The 26,390-nt window shown below is 53.6% G+C and carries 9 protein-coding genes; all 9 read left to right on the top strand.

Annotation, left to right across the window (positions count from 1 at the left end; translation table 11 throughout):
• The first annotated feature begins 262 nt into the window (after positions 1–262).
• Genes AC3WT9_RS04130 through AC3WT9_RS04090 form a run of 9 tightly spaced genes read left to right on the top strand, consistent with a single transcriptional unit; the run spans position 263 to position 26,360 of the window.
• Complete coding sequence (locus AC3WT9_RS04130) at positions 263–2,935, top strand: type I polyketide synthase (RefSeq protein WP_341378718.1); 2,673 nt, start codon at positions 263–265, stop codon at positions 2,933–2,935.
• A gap of 2 nt (positions 2,936–2,937) precedes the next feature.
• On the top strand, positions 2,938–7,410 hold the full coding sequence (locus AC3WT9_RS04125) for an amino acid adenylation domain-containing protein (RefSeq protein ID WP_492407346.1): 4,473 nt from the start codon (positions 2,938–2,940) through the stop codon (positions 7,408–7,410).
• A gap of 13 nt (positions 7,411–7,423) precedes the next feature.
• Positions 7,424–8,989, top strand: a complete 1,566-nt coding sequence (locus AC3WT9_RS04120; protein ID WP_341378720.1) for a serine hydrolase domain-containing protein — start codon at positions 7,424–7,426, stop codon at positions 8,987–8,989.
• The gene (locus tag AC3WT9_RS04115; protein WP_341378721.1) at positions 8,986–9,693 is read left to right on the top strand and encodes a thioesterase II family protein; all 708 of its coding nucleotides are present in this window, start codon (positions 8,986–8,988) and stop codon (positions 9,691–9,693) included. Before AC3WT9_RS04120 ends, AC3WT9_RS04115 begins: the two co-directional genes overlap by 4 nt.
• Positions 9,694–9,704: 11 nt before the next feature.
• Positions 9,705–19,622: a non-ribosomal peptide synthetase/type I polyketide synthase gene (locus tag AC3WT9_RS04110; protein ID WP_341378722.1), complete on the top strand. Its 9,918-nt coding sequence runs from the start codon at positions 9,705–9,707 to the stop codon at positions 19,620–19,622.
• 4 nt (positions 19,623–19,626) lie between these two features.
• Positions 19,627–24,078 (top strand): type I polyketide synthase, encoded by a 4,452-nt coding sequence (locus AC3WT9_RS04105; protein ID WP_492407345.1) that lies wholly within the window; start codon positions 19,627–19,629, stop codon positions 24,076–24,078.
• 26 nt (positions 24,079–24,104) lie between these two features.
• A complete protein-coding gene (locus AC3WT9_RS04100; protein WP_341093376.1) occupies positions 24,105–24,956 on the top strand; it encodes a 3-hydroxyacyl-CoA dehydrogenase family protein in 852 nt (283 codons plus the stop codon).
• 19 nt (positions 24,957–24,975) lie between these two features.
• A complete protein-coding gene (locus AC3WT9_RS04095) occupies positions 24,976–25,233 on the top strand; it encodes a phosphopantetheine-binding protein (RefSeq protein WP_341093377.1) in 258 nt (85 codons plus the stop codon).
• On the top strand, positions 25,233–26,360 hold the full coding sequence (locus AC3WT9_RS04090) for an acyl-CoA dehydrogenase family protein (protein WP_341093379.1): 1,128 nt from the start codon (positions 25,233–25,235) through the stop codon (positions 26,358–26,360). The genes AC3WT9_RS04095 and AC3WT9_RS04090 overlap by 1 nt, the downstream gene beginning before the upstream one ends.
• The last annotated feature ends 30 nt before the right edge of the window (positions 26,361–26,390 follow it).

The raw sequence follows: 26,390 nt of genomic DNA, 5'->3' as shown, positions 1-26,390 counted from the left end.
TACTAATAGCTCTTTCCGGAATTTGCACATTATCAAACTACTGGCATATTACGACATAATAGGACGTCGAATGCTGCAGATACATACACAATTCTGTTATTTTACTTTAATTTAAAATAATTATTTTTATTGTTATATAGTCCTAAAGAATGGTATTTATTTAAATATTTTCATAGTATAGTTGGTATTATCAAGACGTCGTCAAAATTAGTTTTAATACTACAATGATATTGAATAAAAGCAATATTACGGGAGTGATATCATGTCATTGGAGAATGAATGTGAAGATAATAAGGCGGATATTGCCATTATTGGCCTCTCCATCCGTCTGCCTGGCATTGATACCGTTTCCCAGTTCTGGGAAGCAATCCTGGGTGGAGAAGAGGTGGTTGCTAACACTTCCTCGCAGGATAAAGCAGAAGTTGCTTCTGCGGAGGGAAGGCAAAACTTTATTCGCACAAACACCAACATTCGGAACATTGAGAACTTTGATGCTGCTTTCTTTAATTTCAACATAAGAGAGGCGTCCTTGATGGACCCACAGCATCGTCTGCTTCTGGAGATGGCTTGGGAAGCGCTGGAGGCGGCGGGATATGATCCGGGAACCTATGAAGGTCTTATAGGGATGTATGCGGGCGTGTACGCGAACTATTATCAAATGTTCAACCTTATGCCGCTTCTAAATGGCAACCGAGCAGCCTCCGAACTCCAAATGCAGATCGCAAGTGAGAAAGACCATGCGGCGACGATGGCCGCTTACAAGCTAGGCCTTACCGGGCCAGTGCTGAATGTTCAGTCTGCCTGTTCCAGCTCGCTGGTTGCTGTACATTTAGCTTGTGAGAGTCTGCTCACTTACTCCAGTGACATGATGGTATGTGGAGGTGCAACACTCGGCATTCCCCAAGCCAACGGCTATTACTATCAGGACAACGGGTTGTTGTCCGCTGATGGGCATCTCCGGGCGTTCGATAAGCAGGCTACCGGCACATTGTACAGCGACGGGGCAGGTTGCGTCGTACTGAAACGATATAGTGATGCCCTTGAGGATGGCGACACCATTCATGCCGTTATTAAAGGTTCAGCCGTCAATAATGACGGAGCCCTCAAAGCCGGATATGCAGCCCCCGCAGTCAAAGGTCAGATTCAGGTTATTGAACGCGCACAGATGAACGCCGGCGTAAGCGCCGCGGACATCTGTTACATAGAAGCACATGGTACCGGCACTCCTCTAGGAGATGCGATTGAGCTTGAGGCACTACATGAAGTATTTGCCAGACATACTGAAAAAAACGCTTTTTGTGCTTTGGGTTCGGTTAAATCTAACGTCGGTCATACGGGGCCATCCGCAGGTATTGTTGGGTTAATCAAGACAGTCATGGCCCTGCGAGAGAGGATACTGCCACCCGCTATTCACGCAGATACACCACATGACAGGTTAATGACGGGCCAGAGCCCGTTTTATCTGAATCCTGTTCCGCTGGAGTGGAGCAGCCCCAATCAGCGGCGTCTGGCTGGGGTCAGCTCCTTTGGGCTTGGAGGTACCAATGCACATGTTATCCTGCAAGAAGCGCCGGTGTTGCCGAAGGAACCTTCCTTGCGGCGCAGCAAATTGTTCGTCCTCTCCGCCAAAAGTTCAGAGGCGCTCAAGAGGCAAAAGCAATCCTTGCAGCAATTTCTAAGCTCTGCTTCAGAAGAACTGTTAGCGGATGCAGCCTATACACTGCAAACCGGACGGAAGCTGTTTGAGCACCGGGCAATTTGGCTATACGGCTGCGGAGGTGAGACGGAATGGATGGAACGGGAGACTGGGAAGAAAGATAACCCCGATCTTGCGGGCATGCCCTTGTTCCACTTCCCGGATCTATCCAATTTAGAGGCTCCTGAGCTTGGGGGTTGGATTGCTGAGGAAATGGTATTCTACAACAACTTCGTGCAGGGTAAGAAACTGGCAGAGGAATGGTCCGGCAAGGGAGATTCGGCATTGCAGGAACAAGCCACATACGCATTAACCGTGCAGATCTCCTTATTCAAACTCTGGGAGAGCTGGGGAATCCATCCCTCGGGCTGCCAGGGTACGGGCAGTGGCTTATTTGCCGCCGCTTATGCCTGTGGCCTCCTGACTTATGCGGATGCTTTGTATCTTGGCTGCTCCTTTACGGCCGCACTCGCAACTTCGGGGGAGGCGCAGGGTACTTTTGTCCGAAGCTACCGGCAACGTGTCTCCAGTCTGAAAACGGGGCCGATGAAGGTTCCACTCGCAGCACCGCCGGGGAGGGGCCCGATGACTCATACGGAGTGGAGCAACAGCGATTTTTGGACAGCGTATCTGACGGATGCCCTGGAAGACGGAGCCTCATTACAGACCAGCAGTAAGAACGAAAAAGATCGGCTAGTGCTTGATATGAATCTCGGTGAACCTTCGGAAAGTCATGGAACCACCGAATGGAAGAGCGTTTACCTTCTTCTCGGCAAAGTCTGGATGGAAGGCTGCCCCGTCAATTGGAAGGCTTATTATCAAGGGGAACGCCGCCGCCGCATTGAATTGCCTGCCTATCCATTTGAAAGAACACGCTGCTGGGTGGATCGGGATGATTCTGCACTTGATACTACCGGACCGCTTCAGCCCATTTCGGAACCCGTCAACTTGCGGCCAGAGCAGTTGGATGGATACATCGCACCAAGAACAGAGGTTGAACGGGACTTGGTTGCAGCTTGGGAGCTGTATCTGGGGGTGTCCCCGATCGGAATCAACGACAATTATTATGAACTGGGAGGCAACTCGCTGCTGGCAGCTTCCTTGCATGCACATATATGTGAACAGTTTTGCGTGACGCTTAGACTTGAAGTTTTTTTGGAGCAGCAGACGATAGCCCGATTAGCCGAATCCATTGAATCCTGGAGATTGAATTCTATATCTGCGAAAGGCGGACACTGATAATGGATCTTGTGAATAAGGCATTGCATCGTTTAAGCCATCCCCAAAAGAGAATTTGGTATACAGAATGCCTTCATCCCCAGACAGCCGTACATCATATTGGTGGCTGTGTCCGTATTCACGGAACGCTCGACTTCCCCCGTTTGGAAACTTCGATCCAGAATGTGATTCAGTCTCATGATGGCCTGCGCCTGCGTTTGCGGGCACAAGACGGTGAACCGCAACAATATGTAGCGGATACTACTTCGCAACAGCCGTTGCCCCGCTACGACTTCAGCTCATATGCCAATCCCCAGACGGCTTATGAGAGGTGGGTGAAGGCAGAGGCGGCAAAACGATTTGAACTTTTCGATTCTCCTTTATACCACATTGCTACCTTCAAGGTGGGGGAGCAGGATAATGGTTTTCTCCTGAAAGCCCATCATATCATCTGCGACGGCTGGTCAATGGACCTGCTGACCAGACAAATTCTCGGACATTATGAATCGCTGGGCAGGGAAGACATTTCTGACTGTGCCGTGTCTGAACCCTCCTATTTGACTTATCTTGATCTCGAAAGTCAATACCTGAGCTCTCAGCGCTGTCAGAACAACAAACAATTTTGGGAGAACAAATTTGATGTTCTTCCTGAACCGCTGTTTGACAAAACTGCCACTGCTCCAGCCGGCAGGCGCTATACCCGCCTGCTCGACAAGCAGGCCACAGAGCAGATTATCCGTATTCTGCCAGAGCTTAATGTGTCATTGCCCCTATTTTTATCTGCCGCATTCGGGTTGGTACTAGGCAAGTATTACCAGAGAGACGATCTAATCCTGTCCATACCTGTATCCAACCGCTCTGCTCACACCAAGGCAACGGTTGGCATGTTCACTGGCAATCTGCCGCTGTCGCTGCATCTTAAGGACGGCCTGTCTATACGGACATTTTTACAGCGGGTACGCCGTGAATATTCACGTAATCTCGCCAATCACAAGTATCCGTTCGATCTCCTTGCAAAGCATCTTCAGTTGCGAAAAAAAGGGCATGGCAGCTTATACCAGGCCGCTGTGAATTATTATAATACCCATCTGCTGACAACCGTGGACAGCATGAGGATTAGCAATGAGGAGTTCTACTCCGGCGAGCAGGCTTATCCTGTACAGTTGATGATCAAGGACTGGTCCGAGGATGGCACGTTATTGTTCACTTTGGACTACCAGACACAGATCATTGGCAAGGAAGAGGCAGAAACGCTGGTGGAATGTCTCCTGCATGTGTTGAACCAGATGGTGCATACTCCAGACCTCCCATTGAAGGAACTAACACTGTCTACCGAAAGGCAATGGGAACAAACTTTGATTCATTACAACCAGCATTCTATCCATAACTATCCACTTGAAAAGACGGTTGTGGATCTATACGCAGATCAGGTTCGGCTCCATCCGAATCGGATTGCCGTGAGCTGTGCTGATGAGAAGCAGACCTTCGCAGAATTGGCGCAGCGGGTCAATTGCCTTGCGGCAGCCCTGACTGCAGAATTTCCGCAAGTGTCAGGCGTTATAGGCGTACGGATGCATCATTCTCCCGAACTGGTCATTACAATCCTGGCGATTCTTCAGTGCGGCGCGGCTTTTCTGCCGCTTGACCCCGGAGTTCCGGCCGCCAGAGCGGAGTATATGCTCCGAGACTCGGGAGCAATCTGCCTGTTGACTGATCTGCCAGAGGAACCGGCTTCCGGCTGGCCTATTCCAACGCGCAATCCCCGGCATCTGCTCCGGCATAGCCCGTTGTCTGCGGGGGAACAGCAGAGGCCGAGTCCTGAAAAAACGGCTTACATCCTATATACCTCGGGATCTACAGGAGCACCCAAAGGGGTGAAAGTTCTTCATTCTAACCTGGCCAACTATATCACTTGGGCAGCGGCAGAATACTTGACTTCTGAACACGAGGTGTTCGCCTTTTATTCCTCAATCGCCTTTGATCTGACGCTGACATCCTTGTTCGTACCACTGGTCAGCGGCACTCAGTTGAGGATATACCCTTCCAGTGGCGAGGACTATACCTTGAGCCGGATTCTGAGCGAGAACAGAGCTACAATAATCAAGCTTACCCCTTCCCATCTTGCGCTTATGGGGGAAGAACGGAGGCCGGATGCTGCCTTGCGGACACTGATTGTGGGCGGGGAGAGTCTCAAGACCGGCCTTGCGGCAGCCGTTCAGCAAGCCTACGGGCCTAATCTGGCTATTTATAACGAATACGGGCCAACGGAAGCAACCGTAGGCTGTATGATTTACCGTTATGATCCCATAAAAGACAAGGGAGCGGCGGTTCCAATAGGAGTACCTGCTGCAAATGCGAAGCTATATATATTGGATAGGGATTTGCGGCCGCTGCCTCCAGGCGCGAGGGGAGAGCTCTACATTTCCGGCCCCGGTGTTGCGGCTGGCTACGTCCATCAACCCGAGCTGACGGCGGAACGATTCTTGCCGGATTCAGTGAACAAGGGCAACCGGATGTATCGTACGGGGGATCTGGTCCGGTGGGGTGAAGGCGAAGTGATGGAATATATCGGCCGCTGCGATACCCAGCTTAAGGTTAGAGGCTACCGAATCGAGACGGAAGAGATTGAACATCACCTGCTGGAGATGGAGGGTATCCGTAATGCAGTTGTCTTGACGGAGGGTGAAGGTCCCGGCATGGAGCTGGTCGCCTGTATTGTCGGAGGCTCGCTTACAGCGTTGGATATCCGCAGCCGTCTGGCAGGCATCCTGCCTGGATACATGGTTCCGGGACGCATCATTTTTAGGACAGAGATTCCGCTTACTGCTAATGGGAAGACCCATCGGAGGCAGCTTGCACAAGATTTAAATGCCGCCCCTGCAGAGGTCCAGGAGTACGAAGGGGGGACTCAAACTGAACGGCTTTTATCCGCACTACGGATCGTTCTGGAGCGTAGGGAAATCAGCCTGGAGGACCGTTTTTTTAATCTGGGCGGGGATTCCATCAAAGCGATTCAGATTTCAAGCCTGCTCAAAAACCAAGGACTTCAACTCAGCGCGGCAGACATTCTGGATCATCCTCTCATAAGCGAAATGTTGCTGCATCTCACGGAAGATAAGGCGGTTCAGCCGCAGGGTCCGCCGGAGGGAATCATCCCGTTGACACCGATCCTGTCGTGGTTTTTCTCCCGGGAGCTTAAGAATAAAGACTACTATCTGCAATCGATGCTGCTGGAGATCAGAGAAGATGTTGCCATGCATACCCTTGAAGAGAGTATAAGGCAGTTGATTCGGATGCATGACTCCTTGCGCTTGCATTATGACTCTGTAAAGCAGCAGCTATCCTATAACAACGACCTTTCTGTGCGTGAGTTCCAGCTAAATGTACTTGATTTGACCGAATTTGATTCTAAACAACGGGAGCAAGAGTTCCTGTCGTATACCACCGTACTGAAGGCAGGCATACGCCTTACTGAGCAGGATCAGTTCCCTTTCCGCGCCTGTCTGATTATGGAGCCGGGACGTGCTAATCGTCTGCTGCTGGCGGCTCACCATGTCTGTATAGACGGTGTCTCATGGCGGATTATTATGGAGGACTTGGGACGATTGCTTAGGGGAGAACACCAGTGGCTGCCCAAAACATCATCGTTCAAGCGCTGGGCGCTGGCGCTGAGCGAACGCGCTGAACCGCTGGTCCAGCGGGAGCGGGAGTATTGGAACGGAAATTACAACCTCACAGATGAACATTGGCTTTGTTTAGGGCAACCGGGTAGTGGACGTACGACGCTTCGTATGCTGACGTTCGGCCCTACGGAAACGGGGCTATTGCTTGAACAGTGCCAGCAGATTAACGGGCTACAGCCCCAGGAGCTGCTGCAGACTGCGCTTGCCCTGGCACTTCATGATTCCTGGGGCTGGCAGACGCAGGTCATTTGGCTGGAAGGACATGGCCGGGAGCCCTTGTTCCCTGAAATTGATCTCTCGCGTACCACTGGCTGGTTCACCAGTCTGTATCCGGTCAGAATTACGGTTGAGGCAAGTACAAGTGTAATCGAGAGGAGGGATAACATCCTCCAACAGTTCAGGGCGGTGCCCCGCAAAGGTCTGGGATATGGCATTTGGGCTTATGGATTAGGGCAGATTACACCGGCTGTTCCCCGGATTTTGTTCAATTATCTTGGGGAATTTCTGGAGGATTACGGAAATGGGCTGTTGCGTGTTCTGAATGAGTCAACAGGACCGGATATGGCTGAAGACAATGCAACACCATTCGTACTTGAGATCAACGCTTATATTCTGAAGCGCAGACTGTATCTGGAGTTACATTATCCCTCCAGTATGCCGGACAAGGTCATAGAGCAGTGGATGGAGCGGTATGAAGCCTTCTTTGTGGAACTTCTCACTCAACCGCCGGTTCAGAGGGAGCCAAACTGGACACCGGCCGATTTTGATGCGGTAGATATGACGCAGGAGGAATTGGATTCGTTATTCAAGTAACAGGGGGGATGGCATGAACCGCTTGCTAATCAAAATGCTCTGTGCCTGTATTCTGCTTGGCATAGCTGCGCTGCCGCCAGCTTCGGCAAATACTGCTGGCAGCGGGATTTCGGCTGAGTCCGTCGACGAATATGTGCTTAAGCTGATGGATCAGATGGATCTTCCCGGTGTCTCTGTAGCTGTGCTTCGCGGTGACAAGACTTATGTTAAGGGGTATGGCAAAGCTGACACCAGCCGGAATATACCGGTAACCCCGGACACCTTGTTCGAACTTGGCTCCAACAGTAAAGCCTTTACCGGCGTCGGTCTGCTGCTGCTTGTCGAAAGAGGGCTTGTAGACCTGGAAGCGCCAGTAACCCGCTATCTGCCATGGTTAGCACTGCAAGCAAAGGGGGAGTCTACCAAACCAACGGTTGGGCATTTCCTCCACCAGACCAGTGGGCTGGGCAGTGATTCCGTTGCGCTGATTGATCCGTCCACCGAAGATACCGCACTCCAGGATACGGTGCGTAGACTAAGCGAGAATCCGCTCTGGTATAAACCGGGGACTCAATTTCTGTACTCCACCGGTAATTATGATGTGCTTGGCGCGATTATTGAAGCTGTGAGCGGGTTGTCCTATGAATCCTATATGTCCGCTGAAGTTTTGCAGCCTTTGGGTTTAGAGCAAACATCCGCAGGAAGAGCGATCTTGCAAGGTGGCACGAAAATCTCCCAAGGCTACAAGCCTGGACTTATCGGCAACAGAGAGTATCAAGCCCCCGTCTACCGCGGGAATACACCCGCAGGCTACATTTTGTCAAGCGCTAAGGATATGGCCCGCTGGTTGAATCTACAGATGAACCCGGCAGCAGCACCTTCAGAGCTTAGGGGGGCCATTGCCCGTGCGCAGATTCCCGATGTAACGGTCAAGGCAACAGAAACTCCTCCGTACACGACACCTTTTAGCTATGGAGGTGGCTGGCTTGTGTTTAACAAAGGAGATCATACCCTCTTTTCACATGGGGGCAATAATCCCAATTACTCTTCTTACATCTTGTTTGATCCAGTACAACAAATCGGAGTTGCTGTCCTGGGGAATCGGAACACGACGGCGACTTACGCCATCTGCGAGGGACTGTATGCCTTGCAGCAAGATCTGAAACCTGCCGCTGCACCAATGGATACTATGGACACGGCGAATCTCGCAGGACGGATCATCATCCTCATTTGTGCGGCTCTTTGTCTCTGGATGATCTACGTATGGGTCAAGGATCTGCGCTTGATCCGCAATGGCAGACGGATGCGCAGGGGACCTTCTTTCGCCCTATACGCCAAGACATCCGGTTTGGTTATCCTAGCCGCTCTTATTATGGGTGTGGCCTGGTATATGCCCAAAATGCTTTTTTGGGGCTATCCTTGGAGATTTATTGTCGTTTGGGCACCGTTTACGATAGTCCCGGCTATGATTTTGATCGCAATTACAGGAACGATGTTCTCGGCCTTAAGACTGTTAAAAATGTGGTTCCCGCTACACCCAGCGGTGCAAACGGACCGCCGGACACACCCGCAAGTGATTCAAGAGGAGGCTTCTTTATGACTATCAAGCTTTTTACAATTCCGTATTCCGGTAGCTCAGCAGCCATTTACCTGAAATGGAGGACTCTGCTGCCGGAAAATATCGAAGTGGTACCCCTTGAATTTCCAGGCAGAGGCAAACGGTTCGGGTCCAAGCTATGCGACAGTATGGAGGAATTGATTGACGATCTTGTACAGCATATTGGCAGCCAGCTTCAGGGGAGTCCATATGCGCTGTACGGACACAGCCTGGGAGGACTGGCGGCTTATGAACTGAGTGTGCGGCTTCTGGAGAGCGGACAGGCACTTCCGGTACATGTCTTCCTCTCTGGCTGTAATCCCCCGCACCTGCGTTATGGAGAGGAGCAACTGCATAAACTGCCCGACGAGCTATTCCTTCAAGAAATTCTCAAGCTGGGCGGTACTGCTCAGGAACTGGTTAATCATTCAGAGCTAATGAGAGTTTTTTTGCCGATCATCAAAGCGGACTATAGAATCTACGAGTTGTATGCCGGTAACGGCCGGTGCGTGAAGCTTCCGGTGGATTGCACAGTCATGCTCGGCACCGATGATCCCTTGATGCCTGCGGAGAACGGGATAGAGTGGGAGCAGTATATCAGCGGGAGCATGGTGATCAAAAATCTGCCCGGCGGCCACTTTTTTATTCATGACCGGCAGGATGATGTGATCGCCGCCATTCAGGATGCACTTGCCGTTCATAAGTGAGGAGGCCCAAGATGAAGGTTGAGAAAAACAACGTCCAAGATATTTGGCCGCTGCGGCCGCTGCAGCAAGGGATGCTGTTTCATTATTTGCAGGGGGAATCCAAAAGTGAATACATGGAGCACCTTGTCCTTAGCCTGCAGGGGCAAGTCGATAACCGGCTGTTCAATGAGGCCTGGCTCGCTGTCTACCGTGCGAATGACGCATTGCGGTCCGTGTTCAAATGGGAGGGTCTCCGGTCACCTGTGCAGGTGGTGCTTCGGAGCCTTGAACCGTTGCCGGAAATCTATGATTTCACGGGCGGAATTATCCCTGATGAATTTATGGCCGTCATTTCCAGTGAAGATCAAGAGGCTCTGAAGCAGAGTAAGAGCATAGAAGAACGGATGCAGCTAACTGCAGAAATCATTGGCAAACGGAACCGTACGATGCGTTTCGACCTGACCCGGGAAACCCTAAGAATCGTATTATGTAAGTTCGACGGGGAATGCAGATTGTTCTTTACGTACCATCACATTGTGCTGGATGGCTGGAGTCTCGGCATTGTGCTGGAAGAATGGCTTCAAACCTACCGGGCACTCGCTGAAGATCAGGAAGTGTCCCTTTCAGCAAAGCCGGGAATGAAGGCTTATCTGGCTGCTGTCAAAAACTCACGCGAACCGGAACGCGAAGCGGTGTATTGGGCCGATTGCCTGCGGGATTATGAAATAAAGCAAACGATACAGCCGTTCTACAAACCCCGGCGTTCGGGATTTAAACGGGTATCCCTGAACATACCGGGAACGGCAGCGGCGGGAATGCGGCTATTTTGCCAAAACAATGGCATTTCGGTAGCCACCTTGATGAATGGTGCGTGGGGCATATTGCTCCAGCGGTTCAAACATGTTGATGATATTGTATTTGGCTCGACGTTATCCGGCAGGGGTGTTAGTCTTACCGGCATCGGGCGTATAGTCGGGCTGTTGATCAATACGGTGCCGCTGCGTCTTTCCAGCCGAAAGAGGGAAAGTGTTCAGGAGTATTTCGCAGGTGTTCATTCAGCAATCGCGGCCAGGCGTCCATATGAAATGGCTGGTCTGTCTGAGATCCGGGAATACGCTGGGATTCAAGGTACGGAGGAGTTATTTGATACCTTACTGGTCATGGAGAACTATCCGCTGGATAAGGTGCTCCTAGAGCAGCCGATGGCAGACTCAGTACCGGAAGATCTAACCGGGCAAGTTCCGTTGTCGATCAGTTCCTTTGAAATGGTGGAGCACACTCATTATCCGCTTACTCTGCTCATTCGGGAGAGCAGCGGTTTCGAAATGGACTTCATCTATGATCAGGAAAGCTATGAGTATTTTGTGGTAAATCAGATGTCACAGTGCTTTGTGCAACTGCTGCATAATCTTGTCGCGCAGCCAGAGGTCCAGGTGTCAGACATTAGGATCGCTGAACCTGACGCATTAAAAATGAACGGACTGTTGTCCGCCGCCGAACCCCTGAAGCAGTTCCGTGAACAATCTATTCCGCAGTGGTTCACCACGATGGCACGGAGCCATCCCCAGAACATTGCCATAATTCATGAGCAAGTCAAGTGGACCTATGCTGAGCTTGACCGGATGTCTGACCGGGTAGCCGCTGCACTGATTCGTCATGGAGCCGGGCCGGAGCAATATATTGGAATCGAGTCTCGGCGGAGCCCGGAGACGATCATGGGACTGCTCGCGATTCTGAAATCCGGGGCGGCTTATGTGCCTCTGCACCCGGATTATCCCGAAGAACGGATCAGGTTCATGATCGAAGATTCAGGAATGCGGCTTATGCTGTCAGACACGGATAGCCGGCTTTCTTCTATGAAATCCATAAATGTTGATACGCTGTGTTACCAAGATATCCTTGAGAAAGAAGATCCAGCACCGTTGGACAGCTTCCCTTCTCCGCATGATGGCGGACACCGTCTAGCCTGCATTGTTTATACTTCCGGATCTACCGGAAAGCCCAAAGGTGTAATGATCGAGCATAGAGGCATCGTGCGGCTGGTCAAGCATACAGAGTTTGTGAATTTCAGCATCAGCGATGTGATTTTGCCGACATGTCCGTTTGAATTCGATGTCTCCAACTTCGAGATCTGGGGGGCACTGCTGAATGGAGCGTCACTGTACCTTATGGCTCAGGACAAGCTGCTGATGCCTCAGGTATTAAAAGAAACGCTGCTCCAGCAGAAAATAAGCTTGATGTGGATGACTACACCGCTGTTCAATCAATTAGCCAGTGTGGATGCTTCGCTGTTCCGTTCCCTGCGTTATCTGATTATTGGTGGTGATACGTTGTCGCCAACACAGATTAACAAGGTGAGACAGGCCTGCCCGGCTTTGGCACTCGTCAATGGCTACGGTCCTTCCGAGAATTCGGTGCTGTCCACCACATTTGCAATTGAACGGGAATATGAGACCAGAATTCCGATCGGCAGACCTGTCTCGAACTCCACTGCATATATTCTGGACCGGGATCAACAGTTTTTGCCTGTGGGAGCAATTGGTGAACTATGCGTCGGGCTGGAAGGCGTGGCAAGAGGGTATCTGAACAATCCTGAGCTAACCGAAATCAAATTTATTCCCGATCCGCTTTATCCAGAGTACAGGATGTACAGAACAGGGGATTTGGCCCGATGGCTTCCCGATGGAAATATTGATTTTCTTGGGAGAGCCGACAATCAGGTGAAGGTTCGGGGATACCGGATTGAGCTGCAAGAAATCGAACATGAATTAAGCCGGCTGCCCGGAATAGAAGACTGTACGGTTATTATGATTCAGTCATCTGACCGGGAGAAGGAGCTGGCTGCATATTTTGTCGCGGGTGACACACTGCAAGCAGGTTCGCTAAGAAAAGCGTTGCTCGAACGGCTGCCATCCTATGCGGTGCCTACGCGTTACATGCAGCTTGCTGCGCTGCCGCTGACGATCAACGGGAAAATTGACAAGAAGGCGCTGCGCAACCTGCGGTTCTCTTCCTCAGTCACCGGAGGTACACCTGCAAAATCATTGGCCTTTATGGAAATCACGGTGCTGGAAGCCTGGAAGGAAGCATTAGGGGTGGAACAGATTGGACTTGATGCCCCCTTTTTTGATATCGGCGGGAATTCGCTCCTGACGATCCGTATCAGCGATAAGCTGCGTACCTCCACCGGTATTGAACTGTCGGTAACCGATTTATTCCGATATCCAACGGTCAGAGAGCTCGCCGCGTACATGGCGGCGAAGCAAACCGAAGGGAGTCCGAAGAACGACACCGATCATGTAGCTGTTACCTCTCAAGTAGAGCAACAGCCGATGGAAGGTGCTTCCGCAACAACCCGTGATATTGCTGTTATCGGACTTGCCGGAAGGTTTCCAGGTGCTGCCGATCCGACGAGTTTTTGGCACAATCTGCGGGATGGGAAGGAGAGCATTTCGTTCTTTTCCGATGAAGAATTGCGCGCTGCCGGAATTGCCGAGACGCTGTTGCGTGACTCCAGGTATGTGAAGGCCAAGGGGATGCTTGAGGATATCGAATACTTCGATGCGGAGTTGTTCCATTACAGTCCGCAAGAGGCCGAACTTATGGACCCGCAGCTTCGCATTCTGCATGAACTCGCCTGGGCGAGCCTGGAGGATGCCGGGTACGATCCCATGCGGTACCGGGATGCCATTGGCTTATTTGTGGGCGCAACGGTCCATTTGAACTGGGTAAACCGCCTGTTCGATTCGCTGGAGGACGATACAGAACGCTGGCGGGCGGCAAATCTTAATGTACATTCCTTGAGCATGCCCATCTCTTATAAGCTCAATCTGAAAGGTCCGTCGTTAACCGTAGAAACCGCCTGTTCTTCGTCTCTAGTAGCGGTACATCTAGCCTGTAATTCCCTGATGCAAGGAGAATCGGATCTGGCGCTGGCAGGAGGGGTGTCGATCTCAGTACCCAAGAAATCGGGCTACACCTACCTGGATGGCATGATTAAATCGCCGGATGGGCACTGCAAAGCCTTCGATGCTGATGCCAAAGGGACAGTCAGCGGCGACGGTGCAGGTCTTGTGGTGTTAAAAAGGCTGGATCAGGCTGTTCGGGATGGCGATCATATCTACGCTGTTATTAAAGGATCTGCGATTAACAACGATGGAACGCGCAAGGCTGGATTCACGGCACCTAGCGTTCAGGGACAATTAGAGGTTGTGACGGCTGCCTTGGAAGCCGCAGCCGTCCCTGCGGAATCCATCAGTTACATTGAGACGCATGGTACGGGCACCCCACTGGGTGATCCCATTGAGATCAAGGCCTTGTCCGGGTTGTTCCCCGCCTCCAATGGAACTGGAACAGCCATCGGGTCAGTCAAGACCAATATCGGACATCTCGATGCTGCTGCGGGAATTGCCGGATTCATTAAGACAGTGCTGGCACTGCATCACAAGCAGTTGCCTCCCAGCTTGCATTATATGCAGGCAAATCCAGCAATCAGCTTCGACAAAAGTTCATTGTATGTCAATGCCAAGCTTCAGGATTGGCTGCCGCCGGAAGGTTCGCCGCGCCGTGCCGGCGTAAGCTCCTTCGGAATCGGCGGAACCAACGCGCATGTCGTCCTGGAGGAGGCACCGCTTTCCGTCACCGCAGATCATGGGAACAGACAGAACCGGAGTGAGGGATCACCCGAATTGTTCCTATTATCCGCTGCGACAGAAGAAGCCTTGCTGCAAAAAACAGAAGACTTGCTCTGTTATCTCAGTTCGGCAGAAGGTCAAGAGCAACAGCTTGCTGATATCGCCTATACGCTGAATACAGGCCGTCAAGAATTGAACTGCCGGGTGGCATGGATTGCCGCGGATGCAGCTGAGCTTGCTGCCGGCCTGCGTGCTTTCCAGAGCGGAACACGCAACATTTCCCGTATCCGGGAGGCTGTGCATGTAGTATTCGCATTCCCGGGCCAAGGAACCCAGCATGCAGGAATGGCACGTTACCTGTATGATACGCAGCCGCTATTCCGGCTTGAAATGGATCGCTGTCTGGAGCTGGCCTCACCGATCTTGGCGACCGATTTGCGGTCCATCTGGCTGCCGCAGCAGGGGCCGGACTCGGGAGGGTCAACACTGCCGGCAACAGCTTTGAAGGCTATCGACCAGACCGAAATTGCCCAGCCGCTGCTGTTCATGGTGGAGTATGCGCTGGCCCGGCTTTTGCAGCATTGGGGCATCTCACAGACGGCTATGATCGGGCATAGCCTCGGTGAATACACGGCGGCCTGCATCGCAGGCGTGTTGACGCTGGAGGAGGCTATCCGGCTGGTGATCCGCCGATCCTCGCTAATGCAGCAGATGGAACACGGCGAGATGATTAGTATTGGCCTGGGGCATGAACGTTTGCTTCCACTGCTGGGCGAAAGGCCCGATCTGTCCGTGGCTGCGACCAACAGCCCGGAACTCACAGTGGTCTCGGGACCGCCCGCATCCATTCGTGCCCTGTCAGCCGAGCTGCGGCAAAACGGCCATGAGCCGTTCCGTCTGCAGGTATCGCATGCCTTTCATTCCGCGATGATGGAGCCGATGCTCGGCCCCTACAGCAAAGCGCTCCAAGAAATCAAATTGGAGGCTCCGGTAATTCCGTACATCTCCAATGTTACGGGTGGGTTCATCACAGCCGAACAAGCGGTGGACCCTGAATACTATGTGAATCATGTCCGGCAAACCGTCAGGTTCTCGGAAGGCGTGGCAACGCTGGCGGAACAGCTTGAGCCTGTATTTCTGGAAGTCGGCCCGGGCCGGACGCTGGGTCAACTGATCCGCCGCAATCCGGGTATCAGCAGTAATAGTAAGATTCTTAGCATAGTACCCAAAGCCTCCGAGGCACAGGCTGCAGGTGTCCATCTGCTTCAGGCCTTGGGCGACCTATGGATGAGCGGGGTGGCTATCAACTGGGAGATAGTATTTGAGAACCGCAAAGGACGGCGGGTTTCCCTGCCGGTATACCCGTTCGAGAAGCAATATTACTGGAAATATCAGCAGGGGAAGGCAGAGAATATCCAACCGGACAGCTCGCTTTCCCGCAAACGTCCGGTTTCAGAATGGGCTTATGCCCCCGACTGGAGTGAGCAAGAGGGCCGCTCGGAAGACAAACATCCAGCCTGCAACGGACAGACGGTGCTGTTGTTCACTGAGCGGAGCCTTCTCTCTGACCAGCTTGCAGCGTTGCTGGAGGAGCAAGGGGACCGCTGGATCAAGATCTACCCCGAAGGGACCTTTCAGAGGGAATCTTCTGCTGAGTACACCCTCGATCCCGGCAATCCGGCCCATTATACTCAATTGTTTGATGTGCTTGCCGAAGCCGGGATACAGCCGCCGGAACGGATCATTCATCTGTGGAGTCTCGGGTTGGGACAAGCCGAAACCTTGGCTCAGGCCCAAGTATCATCCAGTCGAAACGGGGGGAATCTTGCCGACATTGAGGTGCTTAACCGCTGCCTGTACAGTGTACTGGAACTGGTTCGTGCGGCCGCTGTAGCCGTGCAAGGGAAGCCGCTGGAGCTTACGCTGGTCACAAATCAAATGGAACGGGTCTATTCGAACGACATTGTAGATCCGCTAAAAGCTACCCTGCTTGGAGTAGCCAGCGTTATCCCGCTGGAGTACCCGCATATCCGGGTGCATACACTGGATCTCGATAAGGAGTCCGCCGCCGCGAATCCCGGACTTCTGCTGACACTGCCTTTCAAAGGATCGGATAGTAAGGCTTGTCCGCTTCCCACTCGGCAAGCGCTGCGGTCCTCACACCGATATGAACATGGCTTCATCCGGGTGCCCCTTCCCCGGAGAACCCTTCCGTCCGGCGCTTTGCGCAAGGGAGCGGTGTACCTGATCACTGGCGGACTTGGCGGAATCGGCCTTGCGCTTGCCGATTATCTGGCTAGTCAATATCAGGCCAAGCTTGTGCTGGTTAGCCGCAAGCCGCATCCGGTACAGGATCGGCTGGAACAGCTATGTGTGAGCGGAGCACAGGTGCATGTGGAATATGCCGATGTCGCTGACCGAGCTTCGATGGAACGCGTCATTTGCGCAGCGGCGGAGCGCTTCGGCCCGCTGGACGGAGTATTCCATGCCGCAGGAGTGCCGGATGGAAGCATGATCCACATCGCAACAAGAGAACAAATCGCAGCGGTGCTACGGCCCAAAATCGCAGGTACCACAGCCTTATATGAGGTGCTTGCAGATATGCAGCAGCCACCGGCATTTCTCCTGCTGTTCTCTTCGATCAGCGGAACGTTCGGTGCTTTCGGACAAAGTGGGTACGCAGCGGCCAATGCCTTTATGGACGGATTCGCCCATGCACATGCCGGGGAGTCGTCTGGAATGCGCGTAGTCAGCGTGGATTGGGATGCTTGGAAGGAGACGGGGATGGCTATTGAGGCTGTGAACCGATATAACGGCTCCGACAAAGATGATTTGGATACCCCAGCCTACAAAGAAGGGCAATCGGATCTTCCGCTGCGCATCTCCCACCCGCTGCTGACCTCCAAAAGTGAGACGGCAGGGGAGACGCAGACGGTTTATATGTCCAGATTGTCGGCAGAGCATCATTGGGTACTGGACGGCCACCGGATGCTCGGTTCCTCCATTTTACCGGGAACAGGTTATGTAGAGATTCTCAGAGCATCGTTTGAAGAGTTAACCGGAGATACCGGCCTAAACATTGTAGAACTGTTTTTTGTGCAGCCGCTTGTAGTCGAAGAGGTATGTGAGCTAAGAACCGTTTGGTCCAAAAATAGCAGCGGCTGGGAATTCTCCATGTCCTCCATAGGAACGGCAGGAGAATGGGTACAACATGCCAAAGGCTGCGCGGAGCGCCTGGATGAGCAAACTGATCGGACACTCAGCCACGCAGAGCTCAATAAGCTCCATAACTGCCTACTGACAGCAACGGTTCCTGTAGAAGCAGAACGATCCGAGGAGGGCACGAAGGTACGCATGCAATATGGCCCTCACTGGAACAACATGCGCCGGTTCTTCCGAAACGAGAATGAAGCTGTTGCCGAATTGTCACTGCCAGAGGATCTGGCAAGGGACTCGGCTGATTACGGAGTTCATCCCGCTCTGATGGACCGGGCAACGAGCCTGCTCAACGAACAAACGGAGGACAGCCGTGCTTATCTGCCTTTTGCGTATAAGAACCTCCAGATTCTCCGGCCGTTTCCTGCTAATCTCTGCACCATTGTGCAAGAAGGGGAACAAAGTGAGGAAGCTCGGACGTATACCTGCCGCATTACCGATCTGGAAGGCAGTGTACTCATGGAGATTGAAGAATATGTCATGAGAAAAGTCCGTGACCAGTCACTGTCAGACAAGTTGCCGCTGGAACGCGCAGGAACGTTGCCTGCGTTCGGCAATTACCGGCTGGGATTAGCCGTCCCAGGTGAACTGAACAGCCTCCATATCCTGTCTGAATACCGGATACCTCCGGAACCGGATGAGGTAGAGATTAGAGTGGTAGCTAACGGCCTGAACTTCAAGGAAGTGCTGTATGCACTCGGTGTGCTCAAGCTGCCGGATACCTATGGTTTCAGCTTCGGCCTGGAATGTGCAGGAACGGTAACGAGGGTGGGGGCAGGCGTAACCGGTTGGCTGCCTGGAGATGAAGTGATAGCGATAGCCGGAGCAAGCTTGGGCAAATATGCGCGAGTGCCGGCAAGCTCGGTGGTGCGCAAGCCTTCCCGGATATCGTTTGCTGAAGCGGCAACCCTGCCGATTGCCTTTATGACAGCTTACTACGCGCTAATTATCCGCGGACAGCTCTCCTTGGGCGAGAAAGTGCTGATTCATACGGCAACAGGCGGCGTGGGTCTGGCAGCCGTGCAAATCGCCCAGTGGGCTGGAGCGGAGATTTATGCAACGGCTGGCACCAAAGAGAAACGAGACTACCTGCGTTCACTAGGTATCTCGCATGTGTACTCCTCTCGGGATCTTGCTTTTGCCGACCAAATCCGTGAGTCTGCCGGAACGGTAGACGTGGTTCTGAATTCCCTGACGGGAGAGGCTGTCGAAAAAGGGCTTTCCTTGTTGGCCCCGCATGGCAGATTTCTGGAAATGGGCGTAAAGGACATTATGGAGAACAGCAAGCTGGGAATGCGGATTTTCGAGAAAGGAATTTCTGTGTCAGCCATCAGCATGGACAGCGGACTGCCAGGCTACACAAGGCTTTTCCGCGAGATTACCCGGCATGTGGAAGACGGCACTTTTACACCGCTGCCTGTGATTCCCTACCGGTTCGCAGATACGGAAGAGGCTTTCCGGTATATGGCATCGGCCAAGCATATCGGCAAAATCGTCATTACCCAGGAACATGCCGCAGCTCAAAAGCCGGAGACGGTACAGCTCCAGGGTGGAATGACCAATGCTGAAGGAATGGAAGTGCTTGAGCATATTTTATCCAAAGTCATGAGTGCAGAGTTGTCTCCCGTTCAGTGGCTGTTGTCAACGACCGACCTGAACACCCGGTATTCCTTACTTGAGGCCAACACGCCGGAGGGTATAAGACCTGCTAATAGGCCTCTTCCTGCGGGACGCAAGCGGAAACGTATGGCTAGCAGCACCGAATATGCACCACCGCTTACGCAGACGCAGAAGAAGCTGGCAGAACTGTTCATGGACTATCTGGAGCTGGAGGCGATTGGGCTGCATGACAACTTTTTCGAAGCGGGAGCAAGCTCACTTGACCTGATTCAGATTAATGCCCAAATCAATGCTTTGTCTATCAAAGATACGTCGATTGTCAAAATGTACTCCTACCCGACGATTCATCTGCTGGATGCCTATTTGTTCGCGGACAGGGAAGACCAGACGGACAAGAGCGAGGTTCTCAAAGATTCCGAAGACCGCAAAAGAAAGGCAAGCCGCTTGAAAACACTGGAGTCCATCAAGGGAAGAAGGTGACGTGATGAGTGAAGAGACCGCAGAAACCGGACTAGAGATTGCTATCATTGGCATGAGCGGTAAATTTCCGGGCGCGGATAATATCGAGGAGTATTGGAATCTGCTGATACAAGGCACATCCTCGGTAACCCAATTCAGCTTCGAAGAGCTTCGGGAACAAGGGATTTCTCCAGAACGTTTGAACCATCCCGATTACGTCAAAGCGAAGCCTTACCTGGGCAACGTATACGATTTTGATGCTTCTTTATTCGGATATGCCCCCTGGGAAGCCGAGAACATGGACCCCCAGATCCGTCTGTTCCACGAAATTGTCTATCATGCGCTAGAGAATTCGGGCTATCACCCCGACCGCTATGACGGCCAAATAGGCATGTATGCCGGGGCCCCGCTCGACCTGAAATGGACAAGTGATCATTTGTCCCGTCACGGAGACGGAGAAGATGTGCTGGAGTCGGGCATCGTGTCGAGCAAGGATTTCTTAAGCCAACTGATTTCCTACAAGCTCAATCTGACGGGACCCAGCTACACCCTGTACACCGCCTGTTCAACCTCACTCGCAGCAGTCCATCTGGCTTGCCAGGGTCTCCTGCTTGGAGACTGCAATCTGGCCGTTGCCGGGGGGGTGACACTGGAGCAGCCGGGCAAGTCGGGTTATCTCTACCAGGAGGGCACTATTTATTCTAAAAGTGGCGTTTGCCGCCCTTTCGACAGCCGGGCCGATGGCACCATCTTCGGAGAAGGCGCAGGCGCGGTGGTGCTTAAGCGCCTCTCGGAAGCTATAGAGGACGGCGACCATATCTATGCCGTGATTAAAGGCTCGTCGAGCAACAATGACGGGCGTCGAAAAGTAGGCTTTGCTGCCCCCAGCCTGGAGGGCCAGAAGGAGGTCATCCGCTCGGCCTGGAACCTCGCCGATATTGAACCGGAAACCATCGGTTACATCGAAACCCACGGTACCGGCACCAAAGTCGGTGACCCGATTGAATTTACCGCCTTACAGCAAGTGTTCGGGCAGGAGAGCCAGCACCGGCCCATCGGCTCGGTCAAGGGCAACATCGGACATCTTCATGCCGCTGCCGGGATTGCCGGCTTGATCAAGACTGCTTTGTCTCTGGAACGGGAGTTGATTCCGCCGACAGCCAATTATGCTGAACCCAATCCGCTGCTGGAGATGGAGAAGTCGTCCTTTTACCTCAGCCGGGAACCTGTGGCGTGGCCTAGAGGGAAGCTGCCGCGCCGAGCAGGCATCAGTTCGTTTGGCGTTGGCGGCACCAATGTCCATCTGGTTCTCGAGGAGCCGCCTATCCGGGCACTCAGTGAGCCGGCGGAGCTTCCGGCGGTTCTGCTTCTCTCAGCCAAAAGCCCTGCTGCCCTGGAGCGGATGCAAGGCGAACTGGCAGATCATTTGGAGAACATCTCAAGCAGCGTACCGCTGGCTGATGTTGCGTTCACGCTGCAAATGGGACGGGGGCAATTCAAATACCGGCTAGCCTGTGCTGCAGCGCAGACGGAAGAGGCTGTCCGCCTTCTAAGAGGTTCTGAAGGTGTTGGAATGATTCGATCTTCTCAGGAGCATATCAACCGTCCGGTGGTGTTCATGTTCACAGGCCAAGGCTCGCAAGTCATGGGGATGGGCGCAGAGCTGTACCAGCGCCATCCGTCCTATCGCCAGGAAGTGGACCGGCTGTCGGAGCTGCTGCGGCCGATGCTTGACCTAGATATCCGCCGCTATATCGGCGTGGCGGAGGCCAAAGCTCTGACTCTTGCTGGCACTTCCTCCGATTCGGAGCTAGACCAGACCTGGCTCGCTCAGCCCGCATTGTTCGTTTTGGAATATGCGCTTGCCCGTGCCTGGATGAAGCTGGGCGTCCGCCCTTCCCACATGGTGGGACACAGCATCGGGGAATATGTTGCGGCAACACTCGCCGGGGTTTTCACCCTTGAGGATGCTCTCGATATTGTTGTGGCTCGCGGACGACTGATGCAGTCCGCCCCAGGTGGAATGATGTTAGCCGCAGCTATTCCTGCATCTGAAGCTCGTCGTTATGTCAGTGCAGACGTATCGCTCGCAGCTATTAACCAGCCGGGGTTATGCGTATTCTCAGGCGACGAAGAAGAGCTGCGGCAGCGGCAGGAGGAGTGGAGCCAAGCGGGGATATTCACAGCAAGGCTGAACACCTCTCATGCGTTCCACTCTGCACGGATGGATGCCATTCTGGAGCCATTCGGCGAGGTGCTCCGCTCCAAACACCTGAATACACCCGAGCTGCCGTTCTATTCCTGTCTGACCGGGGAACCTGTCACTAGCGAGATGGCAGTGAATCCCGAGTATTGGACCGCGCAGCTTCGCGGGACGGTGAACTTCTCGGCGATGATTAGCGGCTGTCTAGCCAATGAGGACAATGTCTTCCTTGAAGTAGGCCCAGGCCAGACGTTATGCCGTCTGGCGAAAGCTCAGAGCGGAAGTGACCGCCTGGTGCTGTCCAGCCTGGGAGCCACGGCAGCAACAAGTGAAGCAGTCGTTTTCGTGCAGACCTTGTCCCAGCTATGGCTGGCCGGGGTACCCGTCCAGTGGGAGCAGCTCTATTCGCCGCAGTCCCGCCGGCGGCTGCCCCTGCCTATGTACAGCTTTGACCGGCAGACCTATCTGCCTCGGCCAACGCTTCCAGGGCCGCTCCCGGCGGCAACGGCGGAGCAGGACATTTCCTTGCTCTATCTGCCTGCATGGAAGCAGGAGCCGCTCCCGGACGCACCAAATAATACCCGTTCGCATCCTCGAACCTGGCTCATTCTGCGGGGAGAAGGCCGGGCAGTCAAGCGATGTAAAGAACAGCTTGTTGAACAGGGAGACCGCTGTATCGAGGTGCTGGCTGCCGCGCAGTATCGACGGCTAGCACCGGATCTGATCGAGCTGAATCCGGTCCATGCCGGGGATTACCAGCGGCTTGCCGATGACCTGCGAAGGGACGGCATTGTCATCGACCGCATTCTCCATACCTTGATGCTGGAAGAGCAGCCGCAGCCCGGAATTCCGTCCGCTGCAGAGATGACGGGAGCATCAGCAGCCGAGCGCGGATACCTGTCGCTCATTCATTTAGTCCCTGCCCTGGATAAGGCTCTCTGCGGAGCGCAAGTCCAGCTAACAGTGGCGGCTAGCCGGATCTTTACAATCTTCGGAGCAGGAGGAGGTGAGGCGGAACGACGGGCCATCCTTGGGCCGCTCCTGGCCTTGGGCCAAGAGCAGCCCGGCTGGCAGGGCCGGCTGGTTGACTTCCAGCCTGAGGAGCCCGAAAGACGTCTGACAGACAAGCTTTGGCTGGAGCTCATGTCGCGCCCCGGTACTTCGATAGTAGCCGCTTACCGGGGCGGGACGCGGCTGGTGCAGGCTTTTGAACCATTTACAGCTCCAATTCATTTAGGCGACCCTGCTAACTTCTCCGAAACAGCGGCAGCGACACCCGGGGAGGTTTATCTGGTTGTCTCTCCCGCTGGTGGCGCGGAGTTGATCCGCAGCTTTTTGGCAGCCCGGCCTGGTGTAGAGGTCATAGCATCCGAAGGTCTAGGATCAGATCAGCTTCGCCAGGCCATTGCGGCAGCGGCTGGTATCTGCGGCCGGATTGACGGGGTGGTATTCGAACCGGAGCTGCAAGCCTTGGAATGGCGGACACTTGCGGTGTTGTCTACGGCGGTGAACCCCAAGGTTCCAGCGCCCCGCACCTTCCAGGAACTGAACAAGCTGCTGCAGAGCTGCGGTGCTGAGATCGGTTTTGGCTGGATATTATCCTCCTTATCTTCCGTAGTTGGCGGACTGGGCCTCACCGAACTGGCAGCGGCAGCAGGCGTGCTTGATGCCGCTGCGGAAGATGCGGGCAGCGGGAATCTCCCCTGGCTGTCGCTGAGCCGGGATTTCATCCGCAGCACGGCAGCACCGGGTCCGGGCATTACCCGGGAACAGGAGTATGTCTTATATGAGCAACTGTGGCCGATCCGGGGACAGATCAGCCGGGCTATCATTTCTGCCCAGCCTCCAATATTCCGGTTGAAGAAAGCCTCAGAGGGACAGCCACTTCCGGCGGAAGCCCAACCCTCTGCCCATCCTTACCATGCTGCGGGCAGTCGTGAGCGCCCGGCTTATCTGGGGGCATACAAACCTCCAGTGACGGAACAGGAGGCTATCATCTGTGAGATTATAGCCGAACTGCTTGGAGTACATCCGGTGGGAGTGGACGACCATTTTTACGATTTGGGTGGACATTCGCTGCTGCTGACACGACTCCTGTCACGAATTAAGGATGTGTTTCGCACCGAACTGCCGCTTCGTACCGTGATGGAGAATCCAACAGTGGAAGGGATGATCCACAGCTTGGTGAGCGAGTGGGGAGATGCCGGAACCGTAGCGGACATTGCAGATGCCTACCGGGAATATCAACGGCTGACCTATGAAGGTGTACAGTGAGCAGAATTTAGGACGGAGGAAGAACGATGGAACAGAGGATTGGCGTTGTAGGCTCAGGTGTGATGGGAAGCGGCGTAGCCCAGGTCTTCGCTCAAGGAGGGTACGACACGGTAGTTGTAGATGTATCAGAAGCGCAGATGCGCCGAACCCGGGAGAAGATCCGGGAGAGCCTTCGTTTTCAGAAAATGATGACGGGTGTGGCCCCGCGGGAACGTGCCGAGGTGGTGCTGGACCGCATCCGCTTCACCCAAGAGATCGAAGACCTCACTGCGTGTTCGTTCGTGGTGGAGAATGTGACCGAGAGCTGGGAAATCAAGCAGAGGGTATACGAACAGCTTAACAAGGTCTGCGCGAAGGATTGTATTCTGGGGGTCAACACGTCGGCGATTTCAATCACCCGAGTTGCTGCATTGGTGGAACACCCCGAACGGGTTGTCGGGATTCATTTCATGAATCCGGTGCCGCTCAAACCTATGGTTGAGGTCATCAAAGGATACCATACCACCCCGGAGACGCTGCAGATGACGCAGGAAATGCTGGGAACCCTCGGCAAGCAAAGTGTAATTGTTGACGACTCGGTCGGGTTTGTGACGAACCGGGCGATGATGATTTTTGTCAATGAGGCCATCTTCATGGTGCAGGAGCAGGTGGCTTCTCCGGAGGATATTGATATTTTGTTCAAGCAGTGTTTCGGGCACAAGATGGGCCCTTTACAGACAGCCGACCTCATTGGTCTGGATACCATTCTCAAGTCACTTGATGTGCTGTACGAAGGGTATAACGACAGTAAATACCGCCCTTGTCCCTTGCTCAAAAAAATGGTCGATGCCGGGCTTCACGGTATGAAATCCGGTCAGGGTTTTTATTCTTACAATTGATTACAGGAGGCTGATCCCTATGAATCATGAGGAAATCAAAGCACAGGTGACTACATTTCTTACCCGCTCACTGCGTACCAAGGAACTTAAGGAGGACGATAACATCCTAGAGCTGGGCCTTGTGCATTCCCTGTTCATGATCCAGTTGATTATGTTCATCGAGAAGACCTTTCATCTGGAGCTGGAAGAAGAGGATTTGGACATGGAAAATATCAAGACCGTCCGCGATCTGGTAGTTCTGATTGAACGCCATCAACCTACGGGAGCTGAAATCTAATGACTACGCCGCTAAAATCGACCTCCGTCCCTACCGCCCTTACCGTCCGCCAGTTTGTTGACACGCACATCCTGCCGCAGGCCGCCCAGATGGATCAGGAGCAGGAGATTCCGCGCGTATTGTTCACTGAGATGGCAGCCGAAGGACTTACAGGCCTTGCGATTCCAGAAAAATATGGGGGAACTGCCGTCGACTACGCCACACTTGGAGCCATTCATGAGGAATTGGGCCGCGGGTATGCCTCGGTGCAGAATGCCTGTACTGTGTTCGGCATGGTCTGCAAACCGCTGGCGCGGTTTGGGTCGGAAGCCCAGAAGCAAAAATGGCTGCCCGCCATCGCGGCTGGCGAGGTAATTCCGGCGATTGCAATCACCGAACCGATGGTGGGCAGCGATATTGCCAAGCTGGAGACGGAAGCGGTGCAGGAAGATGGACAAATCATCCTGAATGGCCGCAAAAAGTACATCACGCTCGGGCAAATCGCCGATTTGTTCCTGGTGTTCGCCCGCTTGAACGGGCGCGGGGTCGCTGTACTGGTGGAACGGGGAACTCCCGGTTTGCAGATTGATCCAATGCGGGGGCTGATGGGGCTGAGGGCCAATATGGTTGCCGAGCTGACCTTCGAGCATTGCTGTGTGCCTGTGGAAAATTTGGTTGGCAAAATCGGCTTCGGCTTCACCCATGTGGCGAACTATGCGCTGGATGAAGGCCGTTACACCACCGCCTGCGGCAGCGTCGGGTTGGCACAGGCCTGTCTGGAGCAAAGCATCCAGTATGCCGGTGAGCGGTTCCAGTTCGGTGAACCCCTGCGCAAGCATCAGCTTGTGCAGAAGATGCTCAGCGAAATGATTACGGAGTCCAAAGCCGCCCGCGAGCTCTGTGCCGCCGCCGGGAGACTGCGGGAGCAAGGTGATCCGGCGGCTATCACAGAGACCTTGGTCGCCAAATACCATGCTTCCAAAACGGCTGTCCATGCAGCAGATCATGCCCTGCAAATACACGGCGCTTCAGGCTGTATGAGCGGCAATCCGGTAGAACGGTTCTACCGGGATGCGAAGATTATGGAGATTATTGAGGGGACTTCACAGATGCATGAGCTGCAAATAGCACGCACCTTCCGTTTGTGACACAATGCCGCATCTTTGGCAGAAGGGTGA

The sequence above is a fragment of the Paenibacillus sp. EB106-06-01-XG199 genome (assembly GCF_058791575.1).
Note: the sequence above shows the minus strand (reverse complement) of the source record. Positions and strands in the feature narration are given on the sequence as shown.